At 73.4% G+C, this 26359-nt stretch carries 20 protein-coding genes, 3 tRNA genes and 1 pseudogene; 14 read left to right on the top strand and 10 right to left on the bottom strand.

Annotated features, from left to right (window positions below; translation table 11 throughout):
- Window positions 1–445: 445 nt before the first annotated feature.
- The 3 genes from ACFWJB_RS03680 (at window position 446) to ACFWJB_RS03670 (ending at window position 1608) form a co-directional block, all read left to right on the top strand.
- A complete protein-coding gene (locus ACFWJB_RS03680) occupies window positions 446–817 on the top strand; it encodes a hypothetical protein (RefSeq protein WP_385467483.1) in 372 nt (123 codons plus the stop codon).
- A 142-nt stretch (window positions 818–959) separates the two neighbouring features.
- Complete coding sequence (locus ACFWJB_RS03675) at window positions 960–1544, top strand: bifunctional DNA primase/polymerase (protein WP_385467480.1); 585 nt, start codon at window positions 960–962, stop codon at window positions 1542–1544.
- Window positions 1535–1608, top strand: a tRNA-Lys gene (locus ACFWJB_RS03670). The genes ACFWJB_RS03675 and ACFWJB_RS03670 overlap by 10 nt, the downstream gene beginning before the upstream one ends.
- A 103-nt stretch (window positions 1609–1711) precedes the next feature.
- Here the strand turns inward: ACFWJB_RS03670 and ACFWJB_RS03665 are convergent.
- Window positions 1712–3088, bottom strand: coding sequence for a M6 family metalloprotease domain-containing protein (locus tag ACFWJB_RS03665; RefSeq protein WP_385467477.1), 1377 nt, complete (start codon window positions 3086–3088; stop codon window positions 1712–1714).
- 282 nt (window positions 3089–3370) lie between these two features.
- Here ACFWJB_RS03665 and ACFWJB_RS03660 point away from each other — a divergent pair, with 282 nt between their 5' ends.
- On the top strand, window positions 3371–5230 hold the full coding sequence (locus tag ACFWJB_RS03660) for a putative bifunctional diguanylate cyclase/phosphodiesterase (RefSeq protein WP_386920047.1): 1860 nt from the start codon (window positions 3371–3373) through the stop codon (window positions 5228–5230).
- Here the strand turns inward: ACFWJB_RS03660 and ACFWJB_RS03655 are convergent.
- From ACFWJB_RS03655 to ACFWJB_RS03640, 4 genes and pseudogenes are all read right to left on the bottom strand, one after another.
- A complete protein-coding gene (locus ACFWJB_RS03655) occupies window positions 5206–6306 on the bottom strand; it encodes an LLM class flavin-dependent oxidoreductase (RefSeq protein WP_385467471.1) in 1101 nt (366 codons plus the stop codon). The two genes, ACFWJB_RS03660 and ACFWJB_RS03655, sit on opposite strands and share 25 nt — an antisense overlap.
- Before the next feature lie 71 nt (window positions 6307–6377).
- Window positions 6378–6763, bottom strand: a pseudogene (locus ACFWJB_RS03650) (LysR substrate-binding domain-containing protein); the annotation flags it as partial.
- 91 nt (window positions 6764–6854) lie between these two features.
- Window positions 6855–8726 (bottom strand): SMI1/KNR4 family protein, encoded by a 1872-nt coding sequence (locus ACFWJB_RS03645; protein ID WP_386920045.1) that lies wholly within the window; start codon window positions 8724–8726, stop codon window positions 6855–6857.
- Between the two features lie 37 nt (window positions 8727–8763).
- Window positions 8764–9216, bottom strand: a complete 453-nt coding sequence (locus ACFWJB_RS03640; protein ID WP_385467462.1) for a pyridoxamine 5'-phosphate oxidase family protein — start codon at window positions 9214–9216, stop codon at window positions 8764–8766.
- Window positions 9217–9348: 132 nt separating this feature from the next.
- Here ACFWJB_RS03640 and ACFWJB_RS03635 point away from each other — a divergent pair, with 132 nt between their 5' ends.
- On the top strand, window positions 9349–12234 hold the full coding sequence (locus tag ACFWJB_RS03635; protein WP_386920042.1) for an ATP-binding protein: 2886 nt from the start codon (window positions 9349–9351) through the stop codon (window positions 12232–12234).
- A gap of 210 nt (window positions 12235–12444) precedes the next feature.
- Here ACFWJB_RS03635 and ACFWJB_RS03630 read toward each other — a convergent pair whose 3' ends face one another.
- Window positions 12445–12897: an iron chaperone gene (locus tag ACFWJB_RS03630; RefSeq protein ID WP_385464705.1), complete on the bottom strand. Its 453-nt coding sequence runs from the start codon at window positions 12895–12897 to the stop codon at window positions 12445–12447.
- Window positions 12898–13052: 155 nt separating this feature from the next.
- Complete coding sequence (locus ACFWJB_RS03625; protein WP_385464709.1) at window positions 13053–13784, bottom strand: decarboxylase; 732 nt, start codon at window positions 13782–13784, stop codon at window positions 13053–13055.
- Between the two features lie 594 nt (window positions 13785–14378).
- Here ACFWJB_RS03625 and ehuB point away from each other — a divergent pair.
- The 6 genes from ehuB (at window position 14379) to ACFWJB_RS03595 (ending at window position 18559) form a co-directional block, all read left to right on the top strand.
- Window positions 14379–15308, top strand: coding sequence for an ectoine/hydroxyectoine ABC transporter substrate-binding protein EhuB (ehuB, locus tag ACFWJB_RS03620; protein ID WP_385464712.1), 930 nt, complete (start codon window positions 14379–14381; stop codon window positions 15306–15308).
- Window positions 15305–16009: an ectoine/hydroxyectoine ABC transporter permease subunit EhuC gene (ehuC, locus tag ACFWJB_RS03615; protein ID WP_386920039.1), complete on the top strand. Its 705-nt coding sequence runs from the start codon at window positions 15305–15307 to the stop codon at window positions 16007–16009. Before ehuB ends, ehuC begins: the two co-directional genes overlap by 4 nt.
- On the top strand, window positions 16006–16656 hold the full coding sequence (ehuD, locus tag ACFWJB_RS03610; protein WP_385464718.1) for an ectoine/hydroxyectoine ABC transporter permease subunit EhuD: 651 nt from the start codon (window positions 16006–16008) through the stop codon (window positions 16654–16656). Before ehuC ends, ehuD begins: the two co-directional genes overlap by 4 nt.
- Window positions 16646–17431 (top strand): ectoine/hydroxyectoine ABC transporter ATP-binding protein EhuA, encoded by a 786-nt coding sequence (gene ehuA / locus ACFWJB_RS03605; protein ID WP_386920036.1) that lies wholly within the window; start codon window positions 16646–16648, stop codon window positions 17429–17431. The genes ehuD and ehuA overlap by 11 nt, the downstream gene beginning before the upstream one ends.
- A gap of 191 nt (window positions 17432–17622) precedes the next feature.
- On the top strand, window positions 17623–18381 hold the full coding sequence (locus tag ACFWJB_RS03600; RefSeq protein ID WP_385464724.1) for an IclR family transcriptional regulator: 759 nt from the start codon (window positions 17623–17625) through the stop codon (window positions 18379–18381).
- A gap of 104 nt (window positions 18382–18485) precedes the next feature.
- Window positions 18486–18559, top strand: a tRNA-Lys gene (locus ACFWJB_RS03595).
- Window positions 18560–18604: 45 nt separating this feature from the next.
- Here ACFWJB_RS03595 and ACFWJB_RS03590 read toward each other — a convergent pair.
- From ACFWJB_RS03590 to ACFWJB_RS03580, 3 genes are all read right to left on the bottom strand, one after another.
- Window positions 18605–19210 (bottom strand): lytic polysaccharide monooxygenase, encoded by a 606-nt coding sequence (locus tag ACFWJB_RS03590; RefSeq protein WP_386920033.1) that lies wholly within the window; start codon window positions 19208–19210, stop codon window positions 18605–18607.
- 131 nt (window positions 19211–19341) lie between these two features.
- Entirely contained in the window at window positions 19342–20580 is a 1239-nt protein-coding gene (locus tag ACFWJB_RS03585) for an SPFH domain-containing protein (protein ID WP_386920031.1), read from the bottom strand.
- Between the two features lie 68 nt (window positions 20581–20648).
- Complete coding sequence (locus ACFWJB_RS03580; protein ID WP_386920029.1) at window positions 20649–21770, bottom strand: peptidoglycan-binding protein; 1122 nt, start codon at window positions 21768–21770, stop codon at window positions 20649–20651.
- 198 nt (window positions 21771–21968) lie between these two features.
- Here ACFWJB_RS03580 and ACFWJB_RS03575 point away from each other — a divergent pair.
- The 3 genes from ACFWJB_RS03575 to ACFWJB_RS03565 all read left to right on the top strand — a co-directional run bounded on the left by ACFWJB_RS03575 (window position 21969) and on the right by ACFWJB_RS03565 (window position 26346).
- Window positions 21969–22042: transfer RNA gene (locus ACFWJB_RS03575), tRNA-Lys, on the top strand.
- A gap of 282 nt (window positions 22043–22324) precedes the next feature.
- A complete protein-coding gene (locus ACFWJB_RS03570) occupies window positions 22325–24412 on the top strand; it encodes a glycosyltransferase family 2 protein (protein ID WP_386920027.1) in 2088 nt (695 codons plus the stop codon).
- Complete coding sequence (locus tag ACFWJB_RS03565) at window positions 24409–26346, top strand: galactose oxidase-like domain-containing protein (RefSeq protein ID WP_386920025.1); 1938 nt, start codon at window positions 24409–24411, stop codon at window positions 26344–26346. Before ACFWJB_RS03570 ends, ACFWJB_RS03565 begins: the two co-directional genes overlap by 4 nt.
- The last annotated feature ends 13 nt before the right edge of the window (window positions 26347–26359 follow it).

The raw sequence follows: 26359 nt of genomic DNA, 5'->3' as shown, positions 1-26359 counted from the left end.
GCCAACCACGCGGTCCTCGCCCACCTCGCGGAACACCGCGTCCCCCACCGGCCCTGACCGACCCGACCCGCCGGACGGAGTCCGGTACGCCGCCGGAGGCGGCCGACGGACACAGCCCGGACGGGTGGGAGGCCAACCACGCGGTCCTCGCCCACCTCGCGGAACACCGCGTCCCCCACCGGCCCTGACCGACCCGACCCGCCGGACGGAGTCCGGTACGCCGCCGCAGGCGGCCGACGGACACAGCCCGGACGGGTGGGAGGCCAACCACGCGGTCCTCGCCCACCTCGCGGAACACCGCCTCCCCCACCGGCCCTGACCGACCGCTCCTCGGCGGGGCCGAGGCCCACTTGCACGGGCGCGGGACAATGGACGGTGGCCCATTCCACCGAGGGTGACCCCGTACGCGGGGAGGGTCGTTCGTGACGTACGAGAAGGAGAAGACATGGCGGAGCCCACGCCGGGTCGGAACCAACCGCGGCTGCGCCCCGCGCCCCTGCTCTTCGAGCCCGCGGCGGCGGCCGCCGATCCGGAGCACTTCTTCGACCTCGAGTCGATCGACGACCCCCGGGCGCTGCTGGAGCGTGCGACGGAGCTGACGCAGGCGTTCCGGGCGGCGGCGGACCGGGCGGTGGAGTTCCAGGCGATGGCGGCGGCGCAGCTGGCGGACCCGCGGAAGTTCGACCGGCTGACGGCCGCCGACATCGCCGACCGGGCCGAGTGGACCGAGGACTACGCCAAGAAGATGGTGGAGTTCGGCCGGGACCTGCTGCGCGGCGCCGAGGGCGCCGGCGCGGGGCACGTCGACCCCGTCTGACCGCACCGCCGGCACCCGTCCGCCTGTTCGACCAGGCCGGACGCATATGCCAGACGGGCAAGATACCCGTTCCCTCCATGCCCTGTCCCGGTTTTCCGCAACCCAGCGAAGCCGCACCATCACGCCCGGTAGACGTAGGGGCATGAGCAGCACTCGGAATGTCTCGGACGTCACCACGGACGGCGCCGCCTGGCTGGCCTCGGCGGGTGCCTACCCGCGCAGCACCCTGTCCCTGTGGGAGGAGCGGCCGGACGCTCCGGTGGTCCTGCCCTGCGGTTCGGCCTTCGACGTGGTGAGCGTCCCCGCGGTCTTCGGGCGCCGGATGCTGGACAGGATGTGGGAGGAGGGCCCGGGATCGGGACCCGTGGCCGAGTTCCGGGGCCGGACCCTGCTCTTCGCCGCCCCGGGCACCGCCCAGCGGCTGCCCTCGCTGCTGGAGTGGGAGGAGTGGAGCGCGCGCGGCCGGCAGGACGGCCGTACCGTCGCCGTGCCGTCGCTGCTGTGCCACGGCGCCGGCGACGCGGTGACCGTCCCGGCGCTCACCGGCGCGTCCCCCCGTTCCGGTTCCCGCTGGCTGGTGGCTCCCGACACCCGCAGGCCGTGGCTGCCGGGGCCGGAGATCCTGCTCTGGGCGGCCGTCCGGGCCGCCCGGGCCGCGGTGCGGATTTCGATTTTTCCTCCCGCCGACCCTGATGCTAAGGTCTACGACGTCAGCAGGCGCCGCTAGCTCAGTTGGTTAGAGCAGCTGACTCTTAATCAGCGGGTCCGGGGTTCGAGTCCCTGGCGGCGCACCGACACCGGAAGGCCCCTCGTGAAAGCGAGGGGCCTTCCGCATTTCGTGCCCGCGCACCCCTCCGTGCCCGCGCGCCCCGTCGTCCCCGCGCGGCCCCCGGACTAGCCGGGCGTGATCTTCACCGTCCAGGCCCCCGACACCGTGCGGCCCTCGACCTCGACCCGTACGCCGTCGCCCGGCACCGTGAAGCTCTCGCCGAGACCCACCGGGGCGTCCGCGAGGGGCGGGTAGACCGAGTCCTCCCAGCAGGCCTCCGTGTGCGGATGGGCGTCGATCACCTCGACCGGCCCGCCCCCGGACTCCGCCCCGCCGCGCACCCGGTACACCAGTACGCCCGCGCGGCAGGCGGCGGCGTCGTTGCCCAGCGGGCCCCGCGCCTCGAAGGCGAGCGCGCTGTCGGCCCCGGTGCGGACCACGGCCAGCTTGGTGCCCCGCCCGAGGCCGAACGCCGGGGCCCCGGCGGCCCCCGTCACCTCCACGCCGGGGCCCGCGCCGAGCGGCTCCAGGGTCAGGCGGGTCGGTCCGCTGCCGCGCACGCACGCCACCTGCCGGGGCCGCAGCCAGCCCAGCTTCCACTTGTGCCAGCCGAACAGGTCGGGGGCCAGCCCGAACTGGCTGCCCATCAGGTCCCAGTCGCCGACGTACGTGTCCCAGTCGCCCTTGCCGTCGGCGGGCCGGTGGTACAGGTCGGGCAGGTCGAAGACGTGCCCGGTCTCGTGGGCCAGCACCAGCCGGTCCGGCGGATGGTTCTCGAACACCGTGACGACCCGCCGGACGTCGGTCCCGTCGGCTCGCATCGGGGAGTCCAGGTTGACGACCTTCGTGGCGTCGGAGTCGACGCCGGGAGCGTCCGGGTCGGCGACGAAGTACACGATGTCGTAGCGGGAGAAGTCCACGTGCGGGTCGGCGGCGGCGAGCGCGTCGCGCAGGTAGGCCGCCCGGTGCCCCGGGCTCCAGTCGCGCCGTATGTCGTACGCCGTCGACGGCTTCGGCATGGGGACCCAGTCCCGCAGGGGGTGCGGGCGGAGCGTGAACGCGCCGTAGGAGGCGCGCCGGAAGAAGCGCGTGGTGGCCGGGAAGTGGTCGGCGGCCAGTTCGGCCGGTGCGGTCAGCGGCTGGGAGTCCGGGAAAGACAGGAACACCATCACCGCGTCCAGGGCGCGGGCCGGGCGGGGGTAGGCGGCGTTCCAGCTGTCCAGGCCCTCGGAGTGGTGGGCCGCGGTGCGCCGGAGCGCGCAGGGCTCCGGGGAGAAGGGCTCGGCGACCGACGGGGCACTGATCAGGGAGGTCGCGGCGAGCGCCGACATGGTGGTGCACACCGCGGTCGTGCTGCGCAGTCTGGGTCGGGCCGTCCCCGTCGCGCGGCGGCCCGCGCCGAGGCCCTTGAGGGCCTCGCGGGGAAGTCGCCTCAGGGGAAGCTGGCGCGGCACAGGGACCTCCGGGTGCGGTTCACGGGACACCGCACCCAGCTTGTGCATGTTTGTCGTACTGCGCCCTGTTCGCCTGCACCGGACGGGTGAGCCGCTGGAGATTCCGCCGGAACGTGCCGGAGCCGACACCCCCGGCCCACTCACGCAATGTCACGACTGGTCGGAGGCGTAACGGAGCTGTTCAGACGTGGGCGGAAACGATCAGCCGGAGGGCCGACTCGGTCCGGACCCCGGATCGACGGCTGGAAGGGCCCGGAGCCAGCCTCTATGATCGGCACACTTTCCTGCACGGACACAGACGGACCGAGATCGAGGCTGCGGGAGCAAGCGGTGAGCGGAACCTCCGAAGGGCCGACGCCCGCGGCAGACCTCGACCGGTCGGCCGTCACGGACAGTGACATCGACCTGGCGGCACGTACCGAACCCCCGCCCTACCGCTCGGTGTTCACGGCCGCGCCGCTCGCGATGGCCGTCGTGGACCCCGAGGGCCTGGTCGTCAGCGCCAACGACACGCTGGGCACCCTGCTCGGCACCGACCCCGCGGCGCTGGCCGGGCGCCCGGCGGCCGACCTGGTCGACCTCGCCTCCGACGCGGGCACCTGGCACGCCTACCGCGAGGTGCTGTGCGGCCGGCAGTCCCGGCTGCGCTGCACCCGCCGTCTGAAGGGGGCCGACGGCCACTCCCTGTGGGCCCAGGTCACCGTGGCCCCGCTGGCCGGGGACACGCCCGGCCTGCTGCTCTCCGTCTCCGACATCAGCGCCCGGCGCGAGCTCCAGGCCCGGCTGCGCCACCTCCAGATGCACGACCCGGTGACCCGGCTGCCCAACCGCGCCCTGTTCTTCGAGCGGCTGACGGCCGCGCTGGAGGCGGAGTCGTACGAGAACGGCGGCACCGGCCGGGTCGGCCTGTGCTATCTCGACCTGGACGGTTTCAAGGCCGTCAACGACACCCTCGGCCACCGCGTCGGCGATCGGCTGCTGGCCGCCGTGGCCGAGCGGCTCACGCGCTGCGCGGAGGAGGCGGCGGGCGCGCGGGCCGGGGTGCCGCTGGTGGCCCGGCTCGGCGGCGACGAGTTCGCGGTGCTGGTGGAGGACTCCACGGGCACCGACCAGCTCGCCGACCTGGCCGAGTCCGTCCTGGCCGCCCTCCAGGAGCCGTTCGAGCTGTCCGGCCGCCGGCTGTCGGTCACCGCGTCGGTCGGCGTGGTGGAGCGGCACACCGCCGGGACGACGCCCACCGCCCTGATGCAGGCGGCCGACACGACCCTGTACTGGGCCAAGGCCGACGGCCGGGCCCGCTGGACGCTGTTCGACCCCGAGCGCAACGCCAGCCGCATGACCCGCCAGGCCCTCGCCGCCACGCTCCGCCCGGCCATCGACCGGGGCGAGTTCGCCCTCGAGTACCAGCCACTGGTGAGCATGGACGACGGCCGGGTGCGGGGCGTCGAGGCGCTCATCCGCTGGAACCACCCGCAGTTCGGCGTGCTGACGCCGAATCGGTTCATCGCGCTGGCCGAGGAGGACGGCTCGATCGTCCCGCTCGGCCGCTGGATCCTGCGCACCGCCTGCCGGCAGGCCCGCCGCTGGCAGCTCGACCACCCGGACGAGCCGCCCATCTTCGTCAGCGTCAACGTGGCGGTCCGCCAGGTCTGGGACTCCGACCTGGTGGCGGACGTGGCGGCGACCCTGGAGGACACCGGCCTCGCCCCGCACCTGCTCCAGCTCGAGCTGACGGAGTCCGCCGTGATGGGCTCGGCGGGCCGGCCGCTCCAGGTGCTGAAGGCGCTGAGCGACATGGGCGTCCGCATCGCCATCGACGACTTCGGCACCGGGTACTCGAACCTGGCCTACCTCAGCCGGCTGCCGGTGTCGGTGCTGAAGCTGGACGGTGCCTTCGTCCGCGGCTTCCAGTACACCGGGGTCGCCGGCGCCGGCGAGGCGTCCGACGCCGCGGCCAACCCGGCCGACGAGGTCATCGTCGAGGCGATGGTCCAGCTCGCCCACCGGCTCGGCCTGACCGTCACCGCCGAGTGCGTGGAGACGTCCGACCAGGCGAGCCGGCTGCGCCGCATCGGCTGCGACACCGGCCAGGGCTGGCTGTACTCCCGGCCGGTGGCGCCGGACCGCATCTCCGCGCTGCTGGGATCCTCCGGGACGCCCGGGGTTCAGGCCGGCGCGGGCAAACCGTAGGCGTCGGCGATCAGTTCGTAGGAGCGCAGGCGCACGTCGCCGCCGTGGGCGTTGGCGGTGAGCATCAGCTCGTCGGCGCCGGTGCGCTTCTGGAGGTCGTCCAGGCCGGCCCGTACCTCGTCGGCGGTGCCGTGGATGACGTTGGCGTTCCAGGACGCCACGAACTCCCGTTCCATCGGGCTGAAGTCGTACGCCTCCGCCTCCTCCGGCGTCGGCACCAGCCCGGGGCGGCCGGTGCGCAGCCGGACCATGTTCAGCGCGGCGGCCAGCACCTGCCGGCGGGCCTCCTTCTCGTCGTCGGTGGCGAGCGCGGCGACGCCGATGAGGGCGTAGGGCGCGTCCAGCACGGCCGACGGGCGGAAGGACTCGCGGTACAGGTCCAGCGCCGGGACGGTGTTCTGCGCGGAGAAGTGGTGCGCGAAGGCGAAGGGCAGTCCCAGGGTGCCGGCCAGCCGGGCGCTGAAGCCGGACGAGCCCAGCAGCCACACCGGCGGGCGGTGCGGGGACTGGACGCCGCCGGGGGACGTCGCCTGGACGGGGCCCGGCACGGCGTGGATCCGGCGGTACGGGTGCCCGTCGGGGAAGTCGTCGTCCAGGAACCGGATCAGCTCGGCGAGCTGCTGCGGGAAGTCGTCGGCGCCCTCGTTGAGCCGGTCGGTGCGGCGCAGGGCGGCGGCCGTCGCCCCGTCGGTGCCGGGCGCCCGGCCGAGACCGAGGTCGACGCGTCCCGGCGCCATGGCCTCCAGCGTGCCGAACTGCTCGGCGATCACCAGCGGCGCGTGGTTCGGCAGCATGACACCGCCCGAGCCGAGCCGGATGCGGCCGGTGTGGGCGGCGAGGTGCGCGAGGATCACGGCGGGCGAGGAGGAGGCCACGCCCGGCATCGAGTGGTGCTCGGCGACCCAGTACCGGTGGTAGCCCCGGCTCTCCGCGAGGCGGGCGATGTCCACGCTGGTCCGCAGGGCGTCGGTGGCGGTGCGGCCCGCGCCGACGGTCACCAGGTCCAGTACGGACAGGGGGACGGGTGCGGTGCCGTGGGCGGTGCCCCGGATCTCCTCTGCGGCGTCTGCGGCCATGCTGGGGTGCCTCCTGTGGGATGTGACGTTCGCGCGGGTCGCTGCGCGGCTTAACAGGAGGGAGCCTCCGGTTATTCCCCGGCGGGACCCCGGAGCACGTCGCGGGGGCCGCCGAAGGCCGACCGGCAGTGCGCGAGCAGCTCGCGCACCGCCGGGCCGGGGAGCTCGCCCAGATCAGCGCCAGTACCCCCGGCGTGTGCACGTCCTCGAGGGTGCGGGCGGTGAGGCGGTCGCGGTGGGCCGCGGCCATCGAGGCGCTGAGGACGGCGACGCCGAGCCCGCGGGCGGCCAGGCCGGCGACGGCGTCCGCGGCACTGGCCTGCAGCGCGATCGCCGGCTGGAGGCCCTGGCCGGCGCACGCCTGGTCGAACACGGCGCGCAGGCCGGTGCCCGGCGGCATGCGACGGCGCGGGACGACCGGTCGAACAGCTCGGCGCCGAGCTCCCGCTCCAGCAGGCGGATCCGGGCGCTCACGCCGGACTGGCTGATGTGCACCCGCTCGACCAGCCCGGGTTCTCGCCCCCGCACCCTGACGACCGCCGGCGGCGTCACCCGAGGCGCGACCAGCCGAAGACGGCGTAGCCCTCCCCCTCGCGGGGCGCCCGGGTCCACGAGCGGGTGGTGAAGCGGTGCAGGACGCCGTCGGTGAGGGCGAAGCGGGGCAGGGACAGGGCGAACTCGCTCTCCAGGGCGGCCAGCAGGCGCCGTTCGCCGTCCTCCCCCGCCGCCCCCTCGAACAGCCGGTCCGGGTCGAGGGGCCCGGGGACGTCGCCGCCGCGTTCGGTCTCCGTGCCCCGCAGCGTGAACGCGTACAGCTCCCGGCCCCGTTCCGCCACCGACAGGTGGACGGCCCGCTCCGAGTGCGTCCGCGCGGGCTGGACCCAGAGCACCACGCTCCGCCCTCCGGCCGAGGCCGCCGCGGCGGGTGAGAGGAAGAACTGGTTGCCCGGCGTGTACGAGGGGGCCTCCTCGAAGCCGAACGCCCAGCCGGACCCCGTCCGTCCCACGGACAGCACCGCCCGGTCCTCCCAGGGTTCCCTGCCCCGCGCCCCCGTGGCGGCCTCCCCGAAGACGCGCTCCCGCGGGTCCACCGGCTGCGGGCTCAGCCCCGCGCAGCCCGGCTCGCCGATCAGGCCGGGCAGAGCGGCCGGCTCGACGCCTTCCACCCACAGGCACCGGTAGCCGGTCCGTATCCGGTCGCGTGCGTCGTCCACCAGCCAGCGCAGTCCCGGCGGGTCCAGGGCGGGCGCCGGTTCCGGTGCCGGGCCGTCGCGGCCCGCGCGGGGCGTGGACAGCAGTTCCCGCCAGCGTTCCGGCGTGACGACCCGTCCCAGTACGGAGTCGGCCGTCAGACCCACCGGCGCGACGAGGTCCGGGCCCGACGGCGACCAGGACGGCACGGCCGCCCGGATCGTCCGCCACGCCCCGTCCGCGTCGCCCCAGCGGGCCGCCTCCCGTGCCTCGGCCACCGCCCGGCCGAACGCCCCGCCGGGCTCGTACCGGTGGACGCCCCGGGCGATCCGGTCGACGAGGTCGTCCGCGGCCGCCCGCATCCGGTCGTCGGTCTCGCAGCCGAGGGCGAGGGTCCCCAGGGACTCCCGGTACCGGTTGTCCTCGACGTGCGCGGCCGCCGTCACCGGCAGCAGTTCGCCGGTGTAGCGGGGGTCGGTCACCAGGCCGGCGAAGGCGAAGCGCAGGTTGACCGCCGGGCGGGTCGTGAGCTGCCGCAGCAGCGCCGCGGCTCCCGGACGGCCGAACGCCCGCGCCTCGGTGAGCAGTTCGGCGGCCGTCTCCGGGTGTCCGCGCAGCGCCTCCTCCCTGGCCCGCTCGACGTTGGCGTCCTGGGCGCGGGTGGTGTCGTTCTCGAACCCGGTCACGGAGCCGGCCCGGTCCGCGTGGAACGCCCGGTACCGCGCCTCCATGTAGGCCCGGAACGACGGATACCGGTCCGGGAGGTCGCCGCTCCAGCCCTGGTACACGTACAGCGCCCATTCGCCGTCCGCGTCGGTGTCCCCGGGGTCGAGCAGGGCGTGCGACATGTCGGACTCGGTCTCCAGCCGCAGCGCCCGCCGCCACATGCCGGCCAGCAGTCTCTCCCGGTCGTCCGACCTCTCGTCCAGGGACTCCTCGTAGATCTCCGTGAGTCCGTACGGGTCCCCGAACCAGTCGATGTCCTCGACGCCGCCCAGCCGGTACACCGACGCGGTGGCGTCCACCCACCAGCCGTCGGCGGCGGCCAGGAACCCCCGGTAGGAGGGCGGCAGCCGGGTGCCGAGCCGCCGCTCGGCCGCCGCCACCGCCTCCTCCGTGGCGGGCGGTCCCCCGAGCCGGTCCCTCCGGGTGCCGTGCTCGTCCGGGACCCATTCCTCCTGCCAACGCCCCAGGAAGCGGGCCCAGTCGAAGTCACCGTCCGTCGTCATGCCGGGCATCCTGTCACCCGGCACCGACAACGGGGCGTCAGGCCAGCCAGCGGCCGTCGCGCATCAGCTCACGGCCGGTCAGTTCGGGTTCCTCGCGCCAGGCCTGGATGCGGCGCGGGACGACGCGGAACCACCGGTACGGCAGGGCCGACGCGCGCGGGTCGAAGCCGGTGCGCCCGGCGAACCGGTCGGCGCGCCCCGGCGGCAGCGCGTCGAGGTCCAGGACCTCGACCTCGCCGTCGATCACGGAGACGTCCCGGGTGGGGCCGAGGGCCAGCCGGGCGACGCCGGTGGCGGCCAGGTTCCGCCCGGTGGGACTGCCGGCCGGCGTCGCCATCAGCAGCGCCTCGCCGTCCCAGTCGAAGGACAGCGGTACGAGGTACGGGGCGCCGTCGGGAGAGGCGCTGGCCACCCAGACGTCGACGTCGTGGGTGAGCCGGTGCTCGGTGTCCTCGCGTCGCCGGGCGCGGGAGCGGGGTTCGGCGCTCATGGTCACTCCTGTCGGTCGCGGTTCGGGGCCGCCCGGTCGCGGCGGGGCGGATCGCCGTGACCGGAGCCTCTCGCGGCGGGGGCACGGACCGCCTCCGTGCCCGCCACGGAAAGCGCCACGGATAATGAGCCGGTGACCAGTCCAGGGATTTCGGCGCGGGAAGCGGAAGTGCTCGCGCTGCTCGGGGAACACCTCAGCAACGCGGAGATGGCGGCCCGGCTGGTCCTCTCCGTACGCACCGTCGAGTCGCACGTCTCCTCGCTGCTGCGCAAGTTGGGGCTGCCGGACCGGCGGGCGCTCGCCCGGCACGCGGCCGAGGCGGCCCGCGCCGAGCGGTCCCGGAGCGCGCCCGCCCTGCCGGCGCCGCTGACGGCGTTCGTCGGCCGGGCGCGGGAGCGCGCGGAACTCGCCGGGGCGGTGGCGGCGCACCGGCTGGTCACCGTGACCGGTCCGGGCGGGGTGGGCAAGACGCGGCTCGCGCTGGCGGTGGCGGCGGACCTGGCCGGTGACTTCGCGGACGGGGTGTGGTTCGCCGACCTCGTCCCGGTCAGCGAGCCGGACCGGGTGGGCGCGGCGGTCGCGGCGGCCGTGGGCGTGGGCGAGCAGCCCGGGCGCGGGATCGACGACGCGGTGCTGGCCGCGCTCGCGGACCATCGGGCCCTGCTGGTGCTGGACAACTGCGAGCAGGTGCGCGACGGGGTGGCGCCGTTCCTGGAGCGGCTGCTCGCGGCCTGTCCGGGGCTGCGGGTGCTGGTGACGAGCCGGGCCCGGCTGATGGTGCCGTTCGAGCGGGTCCTGCCGGTCCCCCCGCTGTCGCGGGAGGGAGGCGACGCGTCGGAGGCGGTGGCGCTGTTCACGGACCGGGCCGCCGCCGTGGGACAGCCGCCCGGCCCGGCGGCGGCCGACGGGGTCGTGGCCGTCTGCGAACGGCTGGGCGGCCTCGCGCTGGCGATCGAGCTGGCGGCGGCCCGCTGGTCCACGCTCGGCCTGGACGGTCTGACGGCCGGTCTGGCGGACCCGCTGCGGATCCTCACCGGCGGGTCCCGCGCCGACGACCGGCACCGGTCGCTGCGGGCGGTGCTGGACTGGTCCCACGGCCTGCTGGACCCGGCGGACCAGGCGCTGCTGCGCCGGGTGTCGGTGTTCGTCGCGCCGTTCACCGCGGAGGCGGCCACCGCGGTCGCGGGGAGCCCGGCGGAGGAGGCCACCGAGAGCGTCGGGGACACCGCCGAGGAGGCCACCGGGACCGCCGGATCCGCCACCGGCGGTTCCGGACACGTCCCGCTCGACCCGGCCGCCGTCGTCGACGGGCTCGGCAGGCTCGCCGAGCAGAGTCTGCTCACCGTCACGCCGTCGGCGACCGGCACCCGGTACCAGGCGCTGGAGACCATCCGCCAGTACGGGACCGAGCGGCTCGCCGCCGCCGGTGAGCCGGCCGACGTCCGCGCCCGCCACCTCACCTGGTGCCTGGCCGCCGCGACCGCCCTGGAGGACACGTCGGGCCCGGACTGGCGGGCCCGGTTCGACGCGGCGGCGGACGACTTCCGGGCCGCCCTCGCCTGGGCCGCCGACCGTCCGGGCCGGCGCGCGGACGCCCACCGTCTCGCCCTGTCGCTGGCCCGGCTCGCCCTCTCCCGCACCCTGCTCGGCGAGTCCCAGCAGCGGTACGAGCAGGCGGCCGCCCTCGCCGGCGACGACGCCGCCCGTGCCGCGGCGCTGCGGCAGGCCGCCGCGGTGGCCGGGTGCCGCCGGCTCGGCGACGACATGTACCGGCTGCACCGCGCCGCCGCCCAGGCCGCGCGCCAAGCCGGGGACCGTGCGGGCGCGTGCCGCGACCTGGCGGCGGCCGCCACCGTCGCGTACCGCTTCTCCACCCTGTTCGCCCGGCTCCCCACCGCGGCGGAGGCGACGGCCCTTCTCGCCGGGGCCCGGGAGCGGTCCGACGGCACCCCGGGCGCCGAGGCGGCCGTCGCGCTGGCCGAGGCGGCGGTGCTCTGCGACGCCTACGGCGCGCTCCAGGGGGCCGCGGAGAACACCGTCGCGGACACGGTCGAACGCGCCGAACGGGCCGTCGCGCTCGCCCGGCGCACGGGCGACGCGGTGGCGGAGTCCGCGGCCCTCGACGCGCTGTCCGGCGCCCGGAGCTGGGCCGGTGACGCCTTCGGCGGCGCGGCGGCCGCCCGGCGCCGGGTGGACGTCCTCGCGGCCGCGGCGCCGACTCCCGCCCGTACGCACGAGTCGATGGACGCCCTCGCCATGGCCGCCGGCACCGCCCTCGGTGTCGGGGCGCTGCCGGACGCCCGGCGCTGGGGCGGGCAGCTCGCCGACCACCCGCTGCTGGCCGAGGCGGGGCACCACGCCACGGCCTGGCTGCTGGCCGCGGACGCGTTCGCCGGGCACGGCGACGAGGTGCTGGGCCGCAGTGTGCGGTTCCTCGACGCGTGGGAGCACAGCGGCCGCCGGCCGTCGCTGTCGCTGGGCGCCGGGGCCGCGTCGGTCGCCATGGTGCACGGCCTGCGCGGCGAGCACGACGACCGGGCGGCCTGGCTGGCGGTCGTGGACCGGGCGGACACGGCACCCGAGCAGCACCGCCTCGGCTACGGCGCGGTCCTGGACGCCATGGTCCTGCTCCACCACGGGGACGCCGACGCGGCACTGGAGCGGGTCGCGCCGGACCCCGGCGAGGTGTGGAAGTGGGTGTGCTGGATCTGGCTGCACTGGTACGTGGCCCTGCGGGCGGAGGCGGCGGTGCTCGCCGGGCACCCGGAGGCCCGGTCCCGCGTCGAGGCCGCGCGGAAGGCGGTCGACGGGAACCCGGTGGCCACCGCGCAGGTGGACCGCGCCCGGGCCCTGCTCGACGGTGACCTGCCGGCGCAGCTCGCGGCCGCGGCGGCCTTCGACGCGGCCGGCTGCCCCTACCAGTCGGCGCGGACCCTGCTGCTGGCCGGGGGCGAGCACGCCGCCGCCGGCGAGGCCGCGCTCACCGCCCTGGGGCTCGCGGCCCGGCCCCTCGGGTGACCGGGCCGGTCCGGACGACGGGGCCTAGGGCCTGTCGTTTGGATCAGGCCGGCTGTGACGGACGGCGCGCCCCGGCCGGCCCGAGCGGGGTGTGGTGCGTGCAGCTGCAAGGCGGAGGAGGGCGCCAGGGCGGAGCCCTGGCAACCGACGACAACGCGGCAGATGTGCGTGCCACACCCCGCGACACCGGCATGATCCAGACGACAGGCCCTAGCTCACCGCCTGCTTCACCAGGGCCGCGATCCGCTCCTCCACCTCGGGCGTCACCTCGGTCAGGGCGAAGGCGGTCGGCCACATCGCGCCCTCGTCCAGCTTCGCCGGGTCGTTGAAGCCGAGCGTGGCGTAGCGGGCCTTGAACTTCGCCGCGCTCTGGAAGAAGCAGACGACCTTGCCGTCCAGCGCGTAGGCGGGCATCCCGTACCAGAGCTTCGGCGCGAGGTGGGGGGCGGCGGCCGTGACCACGGCGTGGACGCGCTCGGCCATGATCCGGTCGGAGTCCCCCATCTCGGCGATCTTCGCGAGCAGGTCCCGCTCGGCCTCCGCCGCCTTGTCGGCGCGCGATCCGCGGCGCGCCGCCTTCTTCTGCTCCTGGGCGTGCTCCTTCATCGCGGCCCGCTCGTCGGCCGAGAAACCCTCGTACGTGCTGGCGTCGGTGGCGCTCATCGTCACTCCCGTGGTCGCGGTTCACGATCGGCCGGTGTGCCGTACCCGGTCCGGCCGCTGTGATCACAGCTTCCCGCGGCCGGCGCGCCCGCGCCTCCGTACTGACCACGGAAAGCGCCACGGAACCCGGCGGCGGGTCCGGTGGCGCCCCCGGCTCAGACCTGGACCACCGGCTCCCGCGTGAACAGCGCTCCGAGCTCCGGCGCGTTCACCCTCCGGTCGGCCAGCCGCAGCCCCTCCCAGACGGTCACCTGGTTGGCCGTGAGGACCGGCTTGCCGAGCTCCTTCTCCAGGAGCGGGACGTGTGCCGCCGTGTGCAGGGACGTGTCCGGCAGGAGCACCGCCTCCGCGTCCGGGCGGTCGGCGGAGCGGGCCAGCGCCAGCACCTCGTCCTCCGTCCAGGTGCCGGTCTGCGCGGCCGTCATGTTCCCGGAGCCGACCACGGCGACGGCCTCCACACCGGCAGTGCGCAGGAAGTCCGCGAACAGCCGGGCCACGTCGTCCGGGTACGTCGCGCCGATGCCGACCTTGCGCAGACCGAGCTCCTTCGCCGCGTGCACGAAGGCGAAGGAGGTCGAGGAGGCCGGCAGGCCCGCCGTCCGGGCCAGGGAGCGCACCTGTTCCTGGGCGCCCTCCCAGCCGTGCGCGAAGCTGCCGCGGGTGGAGGCCCACACCACGGCGTCGGCGCCGGCCAGGCGCAGCTCCGCCGTGTCCGCCTCGAGCCGCTGCGGCGAGCCCATCTCGCGCAGGGCGTCCCCGCCGTGGGGGTCCTCGCCGGGTTCGGTGTGCACCAGGTCCACTCGGATGTCGCTGCCCAGGAGCTGCTCGATGCGTGGGTAGTCGTCCTCGCCGGAGTGGCCCGGGTACAGGAATCCCAGTGCTGTCATGTCCACCCTTCCTGCCGCTGTTCCGTGCCGGGAACGTCCGGAGTCCCTGGCGGTACGGGTACCCAGTCGGCGCAGCGCCGCCCACATCGTCACCGGGTTGGCCGAGATCACCGGGGTCACCGCGCCCGGAGAGGCCCGTGGCGCGCCCCGGCCTCACCCTGGGGGACGGGCGGACAACGCGCCGTACACGGGGACGTGTTGACGGAGGCGGCTTCCGAGGCGAGCGCGGTCGGCCCGCCGGCGCGGCGGACGACCGGTCGCCGTCGGGCAGCGGGTGCCGGATCCTCCGGCGGTGACTCGTTCGCCGCACAGGCCGGAAAGAGGGCTTGGGTCCCGCTACCGGTGCATATGGCGTGATGCGCGTCGCCGACCGGAGGGAGGGTGTTCCGGACGCCCGGGTGGGGCGCCGGGGCCCGCTCGCCGGGCTGCCGGGCCGTGTCCGTGATCGCCCGCCTGACCAGCGGGACTTCGATGCAGCGCGCAGCCATCTCCGCCACGGCGGCGGGCGGGGAGCGGCGGCCGGGGGTGCCGTGCCGCCATATCGGACCAAAAAAGATCGGCATAACCTCGAGGGCCTTGGGTAGCTGCGCGCCCATGGCTCCACCACACAGAACCCCTCCATGGGGCATATCCGTCCGAAGGTCCGGGAGTTCGGGGCCCACTCGCCGATCGCTGCTCGCGGGGGCCGCGGCGCTCGGCGCACTGGGGGCCGCGGGCTGCTCACGGGTCGCCACCGCGTCGAACGTGAAGGGCGGCGACCTGCTCGACCGGCTGAGGGCCCAGGGCGTGGCCCGGCTCGGCATCGCGGGCGAGATCCCCTTCGGATACATCGACAGGAACGGGGAGCTGACCGGCGAGGCGCCGGAACTGGCGAAGGTCATCTTCAAGCGGCTCGGAGTGGACCGCGTGCAGCCGGTCCCGACGGAGTTCGGCTCCCTCATCCCGGGGCTGGCGTCGCAGCAGTTCGACGTCGTGGCGGCCGGCATGTACATCAACCCGGACCGCTGCGAGCAGGTCATCTTCTCCGACCCCGACTACCAGATGCTCGACTCCTTCATCGTGCGCAAGGGGAACCCCCTGGGCCTGCGCGACTACAAGGACGTGGTGGAGAAGAAGGCCAAGTTCGCCACCGGCACCGGGTACGCCGAGATCCAGTACGCCGTCGAGGCCGGGTACAAGGAGGGCGACATCCTCATCGTCCCCGACCAGGTGGCCGGCCTGAACGCCGTCGAGGCCGGGCGCGTGGACGTCTTCGCGGGCACGGCGCTGACCACCCGCGAGGTGGTGAAGAAGTCGTCGAAGGCCGAGGTGACCGAGGCGTTCAAGCCGGTCGTCGGCGGCAGGCCGCACGTCGACGGCGGCGGCTTCGCCTTCCGGCCGACCGAGACCAATCTGCGGGACGCCTTCAACGTCGAGCTCCAGAAGCTCAAGAAGAGCGGCGAACTGCTGCGCATCCTCAAGCCGTTCGGGTTCACCGAGGACGAGATGACCGATCTGACCGCGAAGGAGCTGTGCGGCGGATGACATCCGGACTGTGGGAACTCGTACTCCAGGGCGTCTGGGTCACCGTCCAGCTGCTCTTCTTCAGCGCCCTGCTGGCGACGGCCGTGTCCTTCGCGGCCGGCGTCGCGCGCACCCACCGGCTGTGGATCGTCCGCTTCCTCGCGGGCTTCTACACCGAGGTGTTCCGCGGCACCTCCGCGCTGGTGATGATCTTCTGGGTGTTCTTCGTGCTGCCGCCGGCCTTCGGCTGGCAGCTGGTGCCCATGTGGGCGGGCACGCTGGCGCTGGGCCTGACCTACGGGGCGTACGGCTCCGAGATCGTGCGCGGCGCGCTCGGCGCGGTCGACCCGGCGCAGAGGGAGGGCGGCATCGCCCTCAGCTTCACGCCCTGGCAGCGGATGCGGCTGATCCTGCTGCCGCAGGCGGTGCCGGAGATGATCCCGCCCTTCTCCAACCTGCTGGTCGAGCTGCTCAAGGGCACCGCCCTGGTGTCGATCATGGGCATGGGCGACCTGGCGTTCAGCGGCAACCTGGTGCGCCTGGCACTTCAGGAGAGCGCGGAGATCTACACGTACGTCCTGCTGATCTACTTCGTGATCGCGTTCCTGCTCACGCGGATGATGCGCGGTCTGGAGAAGAAGCTGAAGGCGGGCGTCGGGAAGGCGGTGCCCGAGCGGAGCACCGTCACCCCTGAGCCGGCCGAGATCGGGGGTGTCCGATGAAGTGGGACTGGAACGCGGTCTCCGAGTTCATGCCGCACTTCTGGGACGGCCTGCTGGTCACCCTCCAGATCCTGGTGCTCGGCTCGCTGATCTCCTTCGCCCTGGGCCTGGTGTGGGCGCTGCTGATGCGGACGCCGTCCCGCTGGGTGACCTGGCCGGTCGGGGTCGTCACGGAGTTCGTGCGCAACACCCCGCTGCTGGTGCAGCTGTTCTTCCTGTTCTACGTGCTGCCCGAGTGGGGCGTGACCGCCTCGGCGCTGACCACCGGCGTGATCGGCATCGGCCTGCACTACTCGACTTACACGATGCAGGTCTACCGGGCCGGCATCGAGGCCGTGCCGGTCGGCCAGTGGGAGGCCGCCACGGCGCTGAACCTGCCGCTGGGCCGGACGTGGACCGCGGTGATCCTGCCGCAGGCCGTCCGCCGGGTGGTGCCCGCCCTCGGCAACTACGTGATCTCGATGCTGAAGGACACACCGCTGCTCATGGCGATCACGGTGCTGGAGATGCTCGGTGAGGCGCGTCTGTTCTCCCAGCAGAACTTCCAGTTCACCGAGCCCCTGACGGTGATCGGCGTGGCCTTCATCATCGTCTCCTACCTGGCCTCCCTTGCCCTGCGAGCCCTGGAGCGACGCCTTGCCCACTGACACCCTCCCCAATCCCGAGAAGAGCCCCGAGCGCAGCACCGGCGAGCTGATCCGCCTGGAGCAGGTCACCAAGCGGTTCGGGGACAACACCGTCCTCGACCACCTGGACTTCTCCGTCGACGCCGGCAAGCACGTCACCCTGATCGGCCCGTCCGGGTCGGGCAAGACGACGATCCTGCGGCTGCTGATGACGCTGCTCAAGCCCGACGAGGGCACGATCACCGTCGACGGGCAGCAGCTGTTCCCGGCGAACGAGAAGCAGCGCCGCGAGGTGCGCAAGCAGATCGGGATGGTGTTCCAGCAGTTCAACCTGTTCCCGAACATGAGCGTGCTGCGCAACATCACCGAGGCGCCGGTCACCGTGCTCGGCATGTCCCGGGACGAGGCGGCGGAGCGGGCCAAGGGCCTGCTCGACATGGTGGGCCTGGCCGACAAGTGCGACGCCCGCCCGTCCCAGCTCTCCGGCGGACAGCAGCAGCGGGTGGCGATCGCGCGGGCGCTGGCGATGCGGCCCAAGGTGCTGCTGCTGGACGAGGTGACCTCCGCGCTGGACCCCGAGCTGGTCGCGGGCGTCCTCGACCTGCTGCGGGACATCGCGCGCAGCACCGACATCACCATGCTCTGCGTGACCCACGAGATGAACTTCGCCCGGGACATATCGGACCAGGTCCTGATGTTCGACTCGGGGCGGGTCATCGAGGCCGGCGCGCCGGAGAAGATCTTCAGCGAGCCGGAGCACGACCGGACCCGGGAATTCCTCAGCGCGGTGCTGTGAGGCGGGCGTGCCCCGGCGTCCGAGGTCGGGACGCCGGGGCACGCCACCGGCATATGCCGATCGCCGACGACGCGGCCGGGAGCGCCGGAATCCGGCCAACACCCCCTCGCTCGCGGCTCATTGACGGCTATCGTGAAGGTGACCCGCTGTCCGGACCAGGGCCTACGAAGCGAGCGCAGGGGGAGACCACCGTGGCGCTGCAGCACAAGCCGACCGCGCCGCACCACTCGGTCCAGGACGCCCTGCGCGCCCTGGAGACGGTGACGCGGCACAGCACCGGAATCACCGACACCGAACTGGCCCGCCGGACCGGCCTCGGCCGGGAGCGGCTGACCCCGCTCCTGCTCATGCTGCGCCGCGAGGGCTACGTCGAGCGGACCGCCGACGGGGCCTACGTCACGGGCGCGGCCCTGGCCCGCCTGGGCTCCGCGCAGGGCCGCGAGGAGGCCCTGCGCGACAAGCTCCAGCACACCCTGGACCGGCTGCGCGACTCGGTGGGCGCCGCCGTCTACATCAGCCGCTACGTCGACGGCGAGGTCAGCGTCACCCAGTACGCCGACAGCCCGGCCGCGCCCCGGGTGAACGAGTGGGTGGACTTCCGCGTCTCGGCGCACGCCACCGCGGTCGGCAAGAGCCTGCTGACCCAGCTCGACCACGCGGGCCGCCGCGACCACCTCGCCCGGCACCGGATGGCCCGCCTGACCTCGCGCACGATCACCAGCGATCGCCTGCTGCTGTCCCGGCTGGAGTCCCAGCCGCCCACGGTGCCCGTCCTCGACCTCCAGGAGTACGCGCTGGGCACGGTCTGCGCGGCCGTCCCGCTGACGGCGGGCTCCGCCGCGGGCTGCCTGGCCCTGTCCCTGCCCGTCGCGCACGCGCACCGGCTGCGGCAGGCCGCGGACGCCCTGAACCGGGGCGCGGCACCGGTCCTGCTGTCGATGGCGATCTAGGGTCCGGGGACGTCCGGCCCCGCGGGCGGTGGTCGTGAGCACCCCCGCGGACCAGGTAGTATTTACGTCGTCGCCGACCGCGGAAAGCGGAAGGCGGGAGTCATGCGCCGCTAGCTCAGTTGGTTAGAGCAGCTGACTCTTAATCAGCGGGTCCGGGGTTCGAGTCCCTGGCGGCGCACAGCAGAGGGCCCCTCGCACACGCGAGGGGCCCTCTTCCGTTCGTTCAGAAGGTCACGTCCGAGCAGGCGTAGAACGCGTTGCCCGTGTCGGCGACCGTCCACACCGACAGGATGACGTGGTGGCCGCTCAGCCCGGACGGCAGCGTGCCGCTGTGGGAGAGCGTGGCCGGCGGCTGCTTGCCGCCGTAGGGCACCGTGAAGAACGGCGTCAGGTTGAGGTCGGACCGGGACAGGCCGTGGTCCTGGTTCCAGCCCGGCTTGGTGACGTAGTACTTGAAGTCGGTCGTGGCGTGCCGGGCGGTGAACTGCCAGCGGAAGGTGTAGCTCTGTCCGCCGTTCACCTTGGTGGTCGGCCACGCCTGGCCGTTGGGCTGCCTGGGGGCGTTGAGCGGGGCGAAGGTGCCGTGCCCCGCGGAGCAGATCTGCCCGTCGGCCGGTCCGGCCGCCGGGAAGCCCTTGGGGCCCTCGACGCTCTGCGGCTCCCACTGGATGGAGCCGCAGCCGGTGACGGTGCCGTTCTGGCACACCTTCTGCCGGCTGACGGGGAGGTCGGTGTAGCCGTGGCCGCTGGCGCCGCCGGAGGACAGCACGAGGGCTCCGGTCGTCGCGATGCCCACCGCCGCGGCGGACAACTTGATCCTTTTGCGCATACTGCTTCTCCTGTGACGTGGGGGAAGGGCAGCGAGCTTTTCTGGTCTAGACCAAGTCTCAGGTTATGACCGTCACTTGAACATGTCCATACCAATCGAAGAACCCGGTCCCGGTCCCGCCGCGGCCCCGCTCACGCCCCCGGCTCACCCCGCCCGGCGCAGAACGCGACCGTCAGGTCCTTCACCAGCACCTTGCGCTCGTAGTCGTCGAGCTCCACCAGCCCGCGCATCGTCAGCCGGGTCACCGTGTCCTCCACCGAGTCCACGACCGAGGTGAGCACGCTCGCCCGCTGCGCCGCGTCCAGGGCGGCGATCCGGCGCCGGTGCATCGCGGCGGCCACCTCCGGGGCGTACTCCACCCGGACCGGCCGCACCGAGAACACCTCCAGACCGACCGGCGCCGCGTCCGCCGCCACCAGCCGGGTCAGCGTCTCCCCCGCCACGTCCGCCGCGCCGCGGACCGTGCCCGCCGGCTCCACCGGGATCCGGGCCAGCGCCGCCTCGACGCACTCGCGCAGGTACGCCTCGTGGTCCTCGACGCCCAGCGTGGCCCGCACGGTGTCCCGCACCCGCCACACCACCAGCGTCACCGTCCGGAGCGCGACCCCGTTGCCGTCGGCCGCGGGCATCGGCTCGCTGCGCCAGTGCCGCAGCCGCACATCGACCCGGCGCCGCAGGAACAGCGGGTTCACCCACATCAGACCGGTGCGCCGGACGGTGCCGCGGTAACGGCCGAACAGACCGAGCACCCAGGCCTGCCCGGTCCGCCCCCGGGCCAGCCCGCCGAAGCCGAACAGCCCGAGCGCCCCGGCGGCCGCGTACGCCGCCCACTGCGCGGGCCCGAGCCCGGCACCCGCCTGCGCCGGCACGCCCAGCGCCTCGACGGCGAGCGGCGGCACGATCCCGGCCCACCAGGAGGTGACCGCACAGCCCGCCACCCCGCAGGCCCCGGCGGCCACGCCCGCCGTGCCGGGCAGCACCCGGGCCGGACGCTCCGTCAGCTCCGGGTCGACCGCGGCCACCGGCCGGGGCCGCGCCGCGGTGGGGCGCCGCATCCGCGGCTGCTCCCCCGTGCCCTGCCTGCGGCCGACGACCGCGGCCCGCAGCGGCACCGGCGCCGGGGCGGGGTCGTCCCGGAACAGCAGGTGGACGGGGATCTCCGTGGTCGCCTCGTTGTGGATGATCCGCGCGGACCGGACCGCGCCCTCCCCGGGCCCACCGGCGCCGGGAGCCGGAGAAGCCGGGTCCGAAGCCGGAGCCGACGCCGAAGCCGGAGCCGGAGCCGGCTCCGACGGCGAGGGAGAGGCCGGGACCGATGCCGGGACCGGTGCCGGGGTCGTCGAGGGTGTCGTCGAAGAGGTCGTACTCATGCGTGCTCCAGCCTCCGCGCCAGACGCGCCATGAACGGATGATCACGAACGGTGGCCCCCGGGGCCGGTCACGAGAAGAGCCGCCGCCAGGTCTCCGGGCCCGGGTAGCCGTCCGCCGCGCCGCCGCGCCAGCCCTGGGCGCGCTGGAAGGCCTCGACGTTCCGCCGGTCCGCCTCGCCCCAGCGCGGTCCCGGTCCGTTCGTGTAGTGCCTGCCGAAACCCTTCCTCACCAACTGCGCGCCGAGCCGGGTGACGTGCGGGCTGTCCGTGCCCGGGCGGAACGTCGCCCGGCCCGGATAGCCGGACACCCCGTGCGCGCCGGCCGGGACGTCCCCGCCCCCGCCGGTGGCCGCCGGCCGACGGGCCCCCGGTCCGGGCAGCCCGGCGGTGGCCTCGCCCGTCTGGGCCGTGGGGGCCGCCGCGGTGGCCGGTGCCCCGTCCGCCGCGGGCGTCGTCTCGCTCGTCACTCCCTTGTAGCGGTAGGGGAGGTACTTGGCGGAGTTGCTCCAGTAGGCGTAGGGCGTGGACTGCTTGCGGGTGCTCGGCGGGGTCTGCTCGTAGGCCGTGTAGGAGGTGTGCGCGGCGTCCGTCCAGCCGCCGAAGATCACCACGTGGGAGCCCTGCTGGGGGTCGGCCGTGTTGTGGAAGAGCAGGATGTCGCCGGGCTGGAGCTCCTCCTTGGTGATCCGGTCCGCGAAGGCGCCGAGGCTCCCGGTCCATTCGTTCGTGGGCAGCTTCCAGGCCATCGACACGTAGCCCGAGCAGTCCTGCCGGTAACCGTCGGACCAGTAGGCGGTCATGCTGTAGGGCACCTTCGCGGTGACCCAGGTCCTGGCCCGCTCGATGATGTCCGTACGGGTGATCGCGGGCAGCTGCGTACCGGCCGCGGGAGACGCCGGCCGGCCCGTCGGGCCGTGCAGCGGGGCCCTGGGGCCCTGCGGGGTGTCGGGCTGCCCGTCCGCGGGTACACCCGGCCGGTGGATCGTGGGGGCGGCCGGGGCGGCCGCCGCCTGGCCCGCCCCGAGGGCGGCGGTCGCGGTGGCCGCGGTGGCCACCACCAGGACGCGGTGGGCGGCCGGGTGGATGCCCCGGCCGGCCGGGGCCCGCGGCGGGACGGCGCACCGGGCCCGGCACCCGGGGCAGTCGCAGTCGCTCGCGGGATCGATCTCTTCGAATACCGGAGTCTCCATGCGATTCCCCTCACACAGCAGTGAAAAAGTCCGCGTAGGTGTGCGCAGCGGCGCACCGTGATCAGCCTCTCAACTGTCGTGTTCGCGCGCATGTTGACGGTCCGAATGACGTACCCGGGAGGTGCGCGCGGGGTAGGCCCTCCCCTGACGTGGTCGGGAGCACCCGCCGGCGTCGGGTAAAGTTGTCCGAGTCAGCAGGCGCCGCTAGCTCAGTTGGTTAGAGCAGCTGACTCTTAATCAGCGGGTCCGGGGTTCGAGTCCCTGGCGGCGCACAGACGGTCGAAGGCCCTCCGTAGCACACGGAGGGCCTTCGGCGTATCCGGAGCCGCGGCCTCTTGCGATCATGCCGAACGCCGTAGAAGCCTGGTCCGGGTCGGGGGTCCGGTTGCCGCGGGGGCATCATGCAACCGGGGGGCGCCGTTCCATGTCTATATAAGGTGTGGATGCCGTGGTGACAGCAACCCACCACTGAGACGTCCGTGACGGCAAGGGGGACCCGGCGGACGAAGCAAAGCGACGAAACACGCACTGACCCGCGTGTGGGGGGAAGACTCATGACGTCGACGCCGACGGGCGCCGGGCAGGACCACGACCCGTCCCAGACCACCCAGCTCAGGGTGCCCGCGCACCGGAACTGGAACACCGGCTCGTTCCGCCGGATCAAGAAGGCGCTGCCCAGATACGACTACGAGCACTACAGCCGGCTCGCGGGTCCCCTCACGCAGCCCGACCCGCACAAGCCGTACACGGTGCAGTACCGCTCGCTGCTCTCGCAGGAGCCGCACCGCATCCGGGTCGCCCTGATGCTGGCCGCGGCCCCGCTGCTGTCCGTGGTGCTGCTGGTCTGGCTGCTGCAGCCCGAGCACTGGACGGAGCGCGACTACCCGGCCTTCGACTGGCTGCCCGCCCTCGACATCGTCATGCTCGTCTCGATCGGCCTGATCGAGCTGTTCCGCTGCCTGAACGTGCTGTCGAACGCGCACGCCACACTGGTCGCCCGCGACCCGATACCCGTGGTGCCCGAGACCGGCACCCGGGTCGCCTTCCTCACCTCCTTCGTGCCCGGCAAGGAACCGCTGGAGATGGTGACGAAGACCCTGGAGGCGGCCGTCAGGATCCGCCACCGCGGCCTGATGCACGTCTGGCTCCTCGACGAGGGCGACGACCCCGAGGTGAAGGCGGTCTGCGAGCGCCTCGGCGTGCACCACTTCTCCCGCAAGGGCGTCGCGAAGTGGAACCGGCCCAAGGGACCGCACCGCGCCAGGACCAAGCACGGCAACTACAACGCCTGGCTCGAGGCGCACGGCGACGGCTACGACTTCTTCGCCTCCGTCGACACCGACCACGTGCCGCTGCCGAACTACCTGGAGCGGATGCTCGGCTTCTTCCGCGACCCGGACGTCGGCTTCGTCATCGGCCCGCAGGTCTACGGCAACTACGACAACCCGATCACCAAGGCCGCCGAGTCCCAGCAGTTCCTCTTCCACGCGCTGATCCAGCGCGCGGGCAACCGCTACGGCGCGCCGATGTTCGTGGGCACCTCCAACGCGGTGCGCATCAGGGCGCTCAAGCAGATCGGCGGCCTGTACGACTCGATCACCGAGGACATGGCGACCGGCTTCGAGATCCACCGCCACCGGAACCCGGCCACCGGCCGCAAGTGGCGCTCGGTCTACACCCCGGACGTGCTCGCCGTCGGCGAGGGCCCGAACGCCTGGACGGACTTCTTCACCCAGCAGATGCGCTGGTCGCGAGGGACGTACGAGACGATCCTCAAGCAGTACTGGAAGGGCTGGTACTCGCTGCCGCCGAGCAAGCTCTTCAACTACACGATGATGATCATCTTCTACCCGATGTCGGCCCTGAACTGGATCCTCGCGGCGATGAGCTGCGCGCTGTTCCTGGGCCTGGGCGCCTCGGGTGTGAACATCGACCCCACGGTCTGGCTGATGCTCTACGGCAACGCCTCCGCGCTCCAGATCGGCCTGTACGTCTGGAACCGCCGGCACAACGTCTCGCCGCACGAGCCGGAGGGCTCCGGCGGTGTGGCCGGCATGGTGATGTCCGCGCTGTCGGCGCCGCTGTACGCGAAGGCACTCGTCGACTCCGTGCTGCGGCGCAAGAGCAAGTTCGTGGTCACCCCCAAGGGCGACTCGGCGAGCCCGGACACCCTGTTCGGGACCTTCCGCTACCACTGGTACTTCATCGTCGTCTTCGGCGGCTCGATCACCGCCGGCCTGGTGCTCGGCCACTCCCACCCCGCCATGATCATCTGGGCGACGTTCGCGCTGCTGATCACCGCCTCGCCGATCCTCGCCTGGCGGCACTCCCTGCGGGAGGCGAGGAAGAAGCCCGCCGCGGCGGCTCCCGCGGAGCCGCGCACCCAGCCCGAGGACGCGGCGCCCGCGGGGCCGTACCAGCCGTATCCGCTGCCGGCCCGGGACGTGCCCTACGGGGCGCACGGGGCGCACGGTGCTCACGTGCCGCACATGCCGCACATGCCGCACATGCCGCACATGCCGCACATGCCGCACATGCCGCACATGCCGCAGCAGAAGCCCAACTGGGCCGCCTCCCCCGACGGGGACGGCGACCAGACCATGCAGATCGCCCTTGGTGGACTTGGGGGACGTAAGGAATGAAGGACCGTGCCGGCCGCCGCCGGGCCCGTCGCTTCGCGATAGGCACGGCGGTGGTAGTAGCGCTGGCCGGGATGAACGGACCGTGGCTCTACCGCTTCGGAACCGAGAAATACCACCAGTACGAGATCAACAAGCCGGAGTACAAGGCCGCCAACGGCAAGTGGGAGATCGTCGAGTTTCCCGAGGAGTACCGGCAGAACACCATCCACGCGGCGCTGCTGCGCACCGGCAAGGTGCTGCTCGTCGCGGGGTCGGGCAACAACCAGGACAACTTCGACGACAAGAAGTTCGACACCCGGATCTGGGACCCGGTCAAGGGGACCGTCAAGAAGGTGCCGACGCCCGCCGACCTGTTCTGCACCGGCCACACCCAGCTCGCCAACGGCAATCTGCTGATCGCGGGCGGCACCAAGCGGTACGAGAAGCTCAAGGGCGACGTCACCAAGGCCGGCGGCCTGATGATCGTCCACAACGAGAACCCGGACAGGCCGATCACGCTGCCCGCGGGCACCAGGTTCACCGGCAAGGAGAACGGCAGGACGTTCGTCTCCAAGGACCCGGTGCTGGTGCCGCGCGCCGAGAAGGTCTTCGACCCGGTGACCGGCGAGTTCGTGCGCAACGACCCGGGCCTCGGCCGGATCTACGTCGAGGCGCAGAAGAGCGGCGCCGAGTACGAGACCGGCACCGAGGACAACTACCGGATCCAGGGCCTGTCGGGTGCCGACGCGCGCAACACCTACGGCATCGCGCAGAAGCTCGCCCTCGACAAGAAGGACTTCCAGGGGATCCGGGACGCCTTCGAGTTCGACCCGGTCGCCGAGAAGTACATCAAGGTCGACCCGATGCACGAGGCCCGCTGGTACCCGACGCTCACCACGCTGAGCGACGGCAGGATCCTCAGCGTCTCCGGTCTCGACGACATCGGCCAGCTGGTCCCGGGCAAGAACGAGGTCTACGACCCGGACACCAGGAAGTGGACCTACACCGACCAGGTCCGCCAGTTCCCCACGTACCCGGCGCTGTTCCTGATGCAGAACGGCAAGATCTTCTACTCGGGTTCGAACGCCGGGTACGGCCCCGACGACGTAGGGCGCGACCCGGGCGTCTGGGACGTCGACACCAACAAGTTCCGCAGGATCCCCGGCCTGAGCGACCCGGACATGCTGGAGACCTCGGGCACCGTGCTGCTGCCGCCGGCGCAGGACGAGAAGTACATGGTGATCGGCGGCGGCGGGGTCGGCGAGTCGAAGCTGGCCAGCGAGAAGACCCGGATCGTCGATCTGAAGGCCGACGACCCGAGGTTCGTGGACGGGCCGTCGCTGGAGAAGGGCACGCGCTACCCGCAGGCCTCGATCCTGCCCGACGACACCGTGCTGGTCTCCGGCGGCTCGGAGGACTACCGGGGCCGCGGCGACTCCAACATCCACCAGGCGCGGCTCTACCACCCGGACACCAACCGGTTCGAGAAGGTCGCCGACCCCCTGGTGGGGCGCAACTACCACTCGGGCTCGATCCTGCTGCCCGACGGCCGCCTGATGTTCTTCGGTTCCGACTCGCTCTACGCCGACAAGGCCAACACCAAGCCCGGCAAGTTCGAGCAGCGCGTCGAGATCTACACGCCGCCGTACCTGTACCGGGACTCGCGGCCCGACCTGTCGGGCGGTCCGCAGACCATCGCGCGCGGCGCGTCGGGGACGTTCACCTCGCGGGCGGCCTCGACGGTCAAGAAGGTGCGGCTGATCCGGCCGAGCGCCTCGACGCACGTCACGGACGTCGACCAGCGGTCCATCGCGCTGGACTTCAAGGCGGACGGGGACAAGCTGACGGTGACCGTGCCGGAGGGCAGGAACCTGGTCCAGTCGGGCTGGTACATGCTGTTCGCCACGGACGGGGAGGGGACGCCCTCCAAGGCGCAGTGGGTACGGGTGCCGTAGCGCCTCGGGGGGA

This window comes from Streptomyces sp. NPDC127100 (genome assembly GCF_042724095.1).
Taxonomy (GTDB): domain Bacteria; phylum Actinomycetota; class Actinomycetes; order Streptomycetales; family Streptomycetaceae; genus Streptomyces.
This window is presented reverse-complemented; position numbering and strand designations above follow the sequence as displayed.

Excerpts from the sequence above, each read along its gene's own strand:
- ACFWJB_RS03590 (WP_386920033.1), bottom strand. The coding sequence starts at position 19,210 with ATGCGCAAAAGGATCAAGTTGTCCGCCGCGGCGGTGGGCATCGCGACG.
- ACFWJB_RS03630 (WP_385464705.1), bottom strand. The coding sequence starts at position 12,897 with ATGAGCGCCACCGACGCCAGCACGTACGAGGGTTTCTCGGCCGACGAG.
- ACFWJB_RS03655 (WP_385467471.1), bottom strand. The coding sequence starts at position 6,306 with ATGGCCGCAGACGCCGCAGAGGAGATCCGGGGCACCGCCCACGGCACC.
- ACFWJB_RS03585 (WP_386920031.1), bottom strand. The coding sequence starts at position 20,580 with ATGAGTACGACCTCTTCGACGACACCCTCGACGACCCCGGCACCGGTC.
- ACFWJB_RS03565 (WP_386920025.1), top strand. The coding sequence starts at position 24,409 with ATGAAGGACCGTGCCGGCCGCCGCCGGGCCCGTCGCTTCGCGATAGGC.
- ACFWJB_RS03675 (WP_385467480.1), top strand. The coding sequence starts at position 960 with ATGAGCAGCACTCGGAATGTCTCGGACGTCACCACGGACGGCGCCGCC.
- ehuC (WP_386920039.1), top strand. The coding sequence starts at position 15,305 with ATGACATCCGGACTGTGGGAACTCGTACTCCAGGGCGTCTGGGTCACC.
- ACFWJB_RS03640 (WP_385467462.1), bottom strand. The coding sequence starts at position 9,216 with ATGAGCGCCGAACCCCGCTCCCGCGCCCGGCGACGCGAGGACACCGAG.
- ehuB (WP_385464712.1), top strand. The coding sequence starts at position 14,379 with ATGGCTCCACCACACAGAACCCCTCCATGGGGCATATCCGTCCGAAGG.
- ehuD (WP_385464718.1), top strand. The coding sequence starts at position 16,006 with ATGAAGTGGGACTGGAACGCGGTCTCCGAGTTCATGCCGCACTTCTGG.
- ACFWJB_RS03680 (WP_385467483.1), top strand. The coding sequence starts at position 446 with ATGGCGGAGCCCACGCCGGGTCGGAACCAACCGCGGCTGCGCCCCGCG.
- ACFWJB_RS03580 (WP_386920029.1), bottom strand. The coding sequence starts at position 21,770 with ATGGAGACTCCGGTATTCGAAGAGATCGATCCCGCGAGCGACTGCGAC.
- ACFWJB_RS03665 (WP_385467477.1), bottom strand. The coding sequence starts at position 3,088 with ATGCACAAGCTGGGTGCGGTGTCCCGTGAACCGCACCCGGAGGTCCCT.
- ACFWJB_RS03625 (WP_385464709.1), bottom strand. The coding sequence starts at position 13,784 with ATGACAGCACTGGGATTCCTGTACCCGGGCCACTCCGGCGAGGACGAC.
- ACFWJB_RS03645 (WP_386920045.1), bottom strand. The coding sequence starts at position 8,726 with ATGACGACGGACGGTGACTTCGACTGGGCCCGCTTCCTGGGGCGTTGG.
- ACFWJB_RS03570 (WP_386920027.1), top strand. The coding sequence starts at position 22,325 with ATGACGTCGACGCCGACGGGCGCCGGGCAGGACCACGACCCGTCCCAG.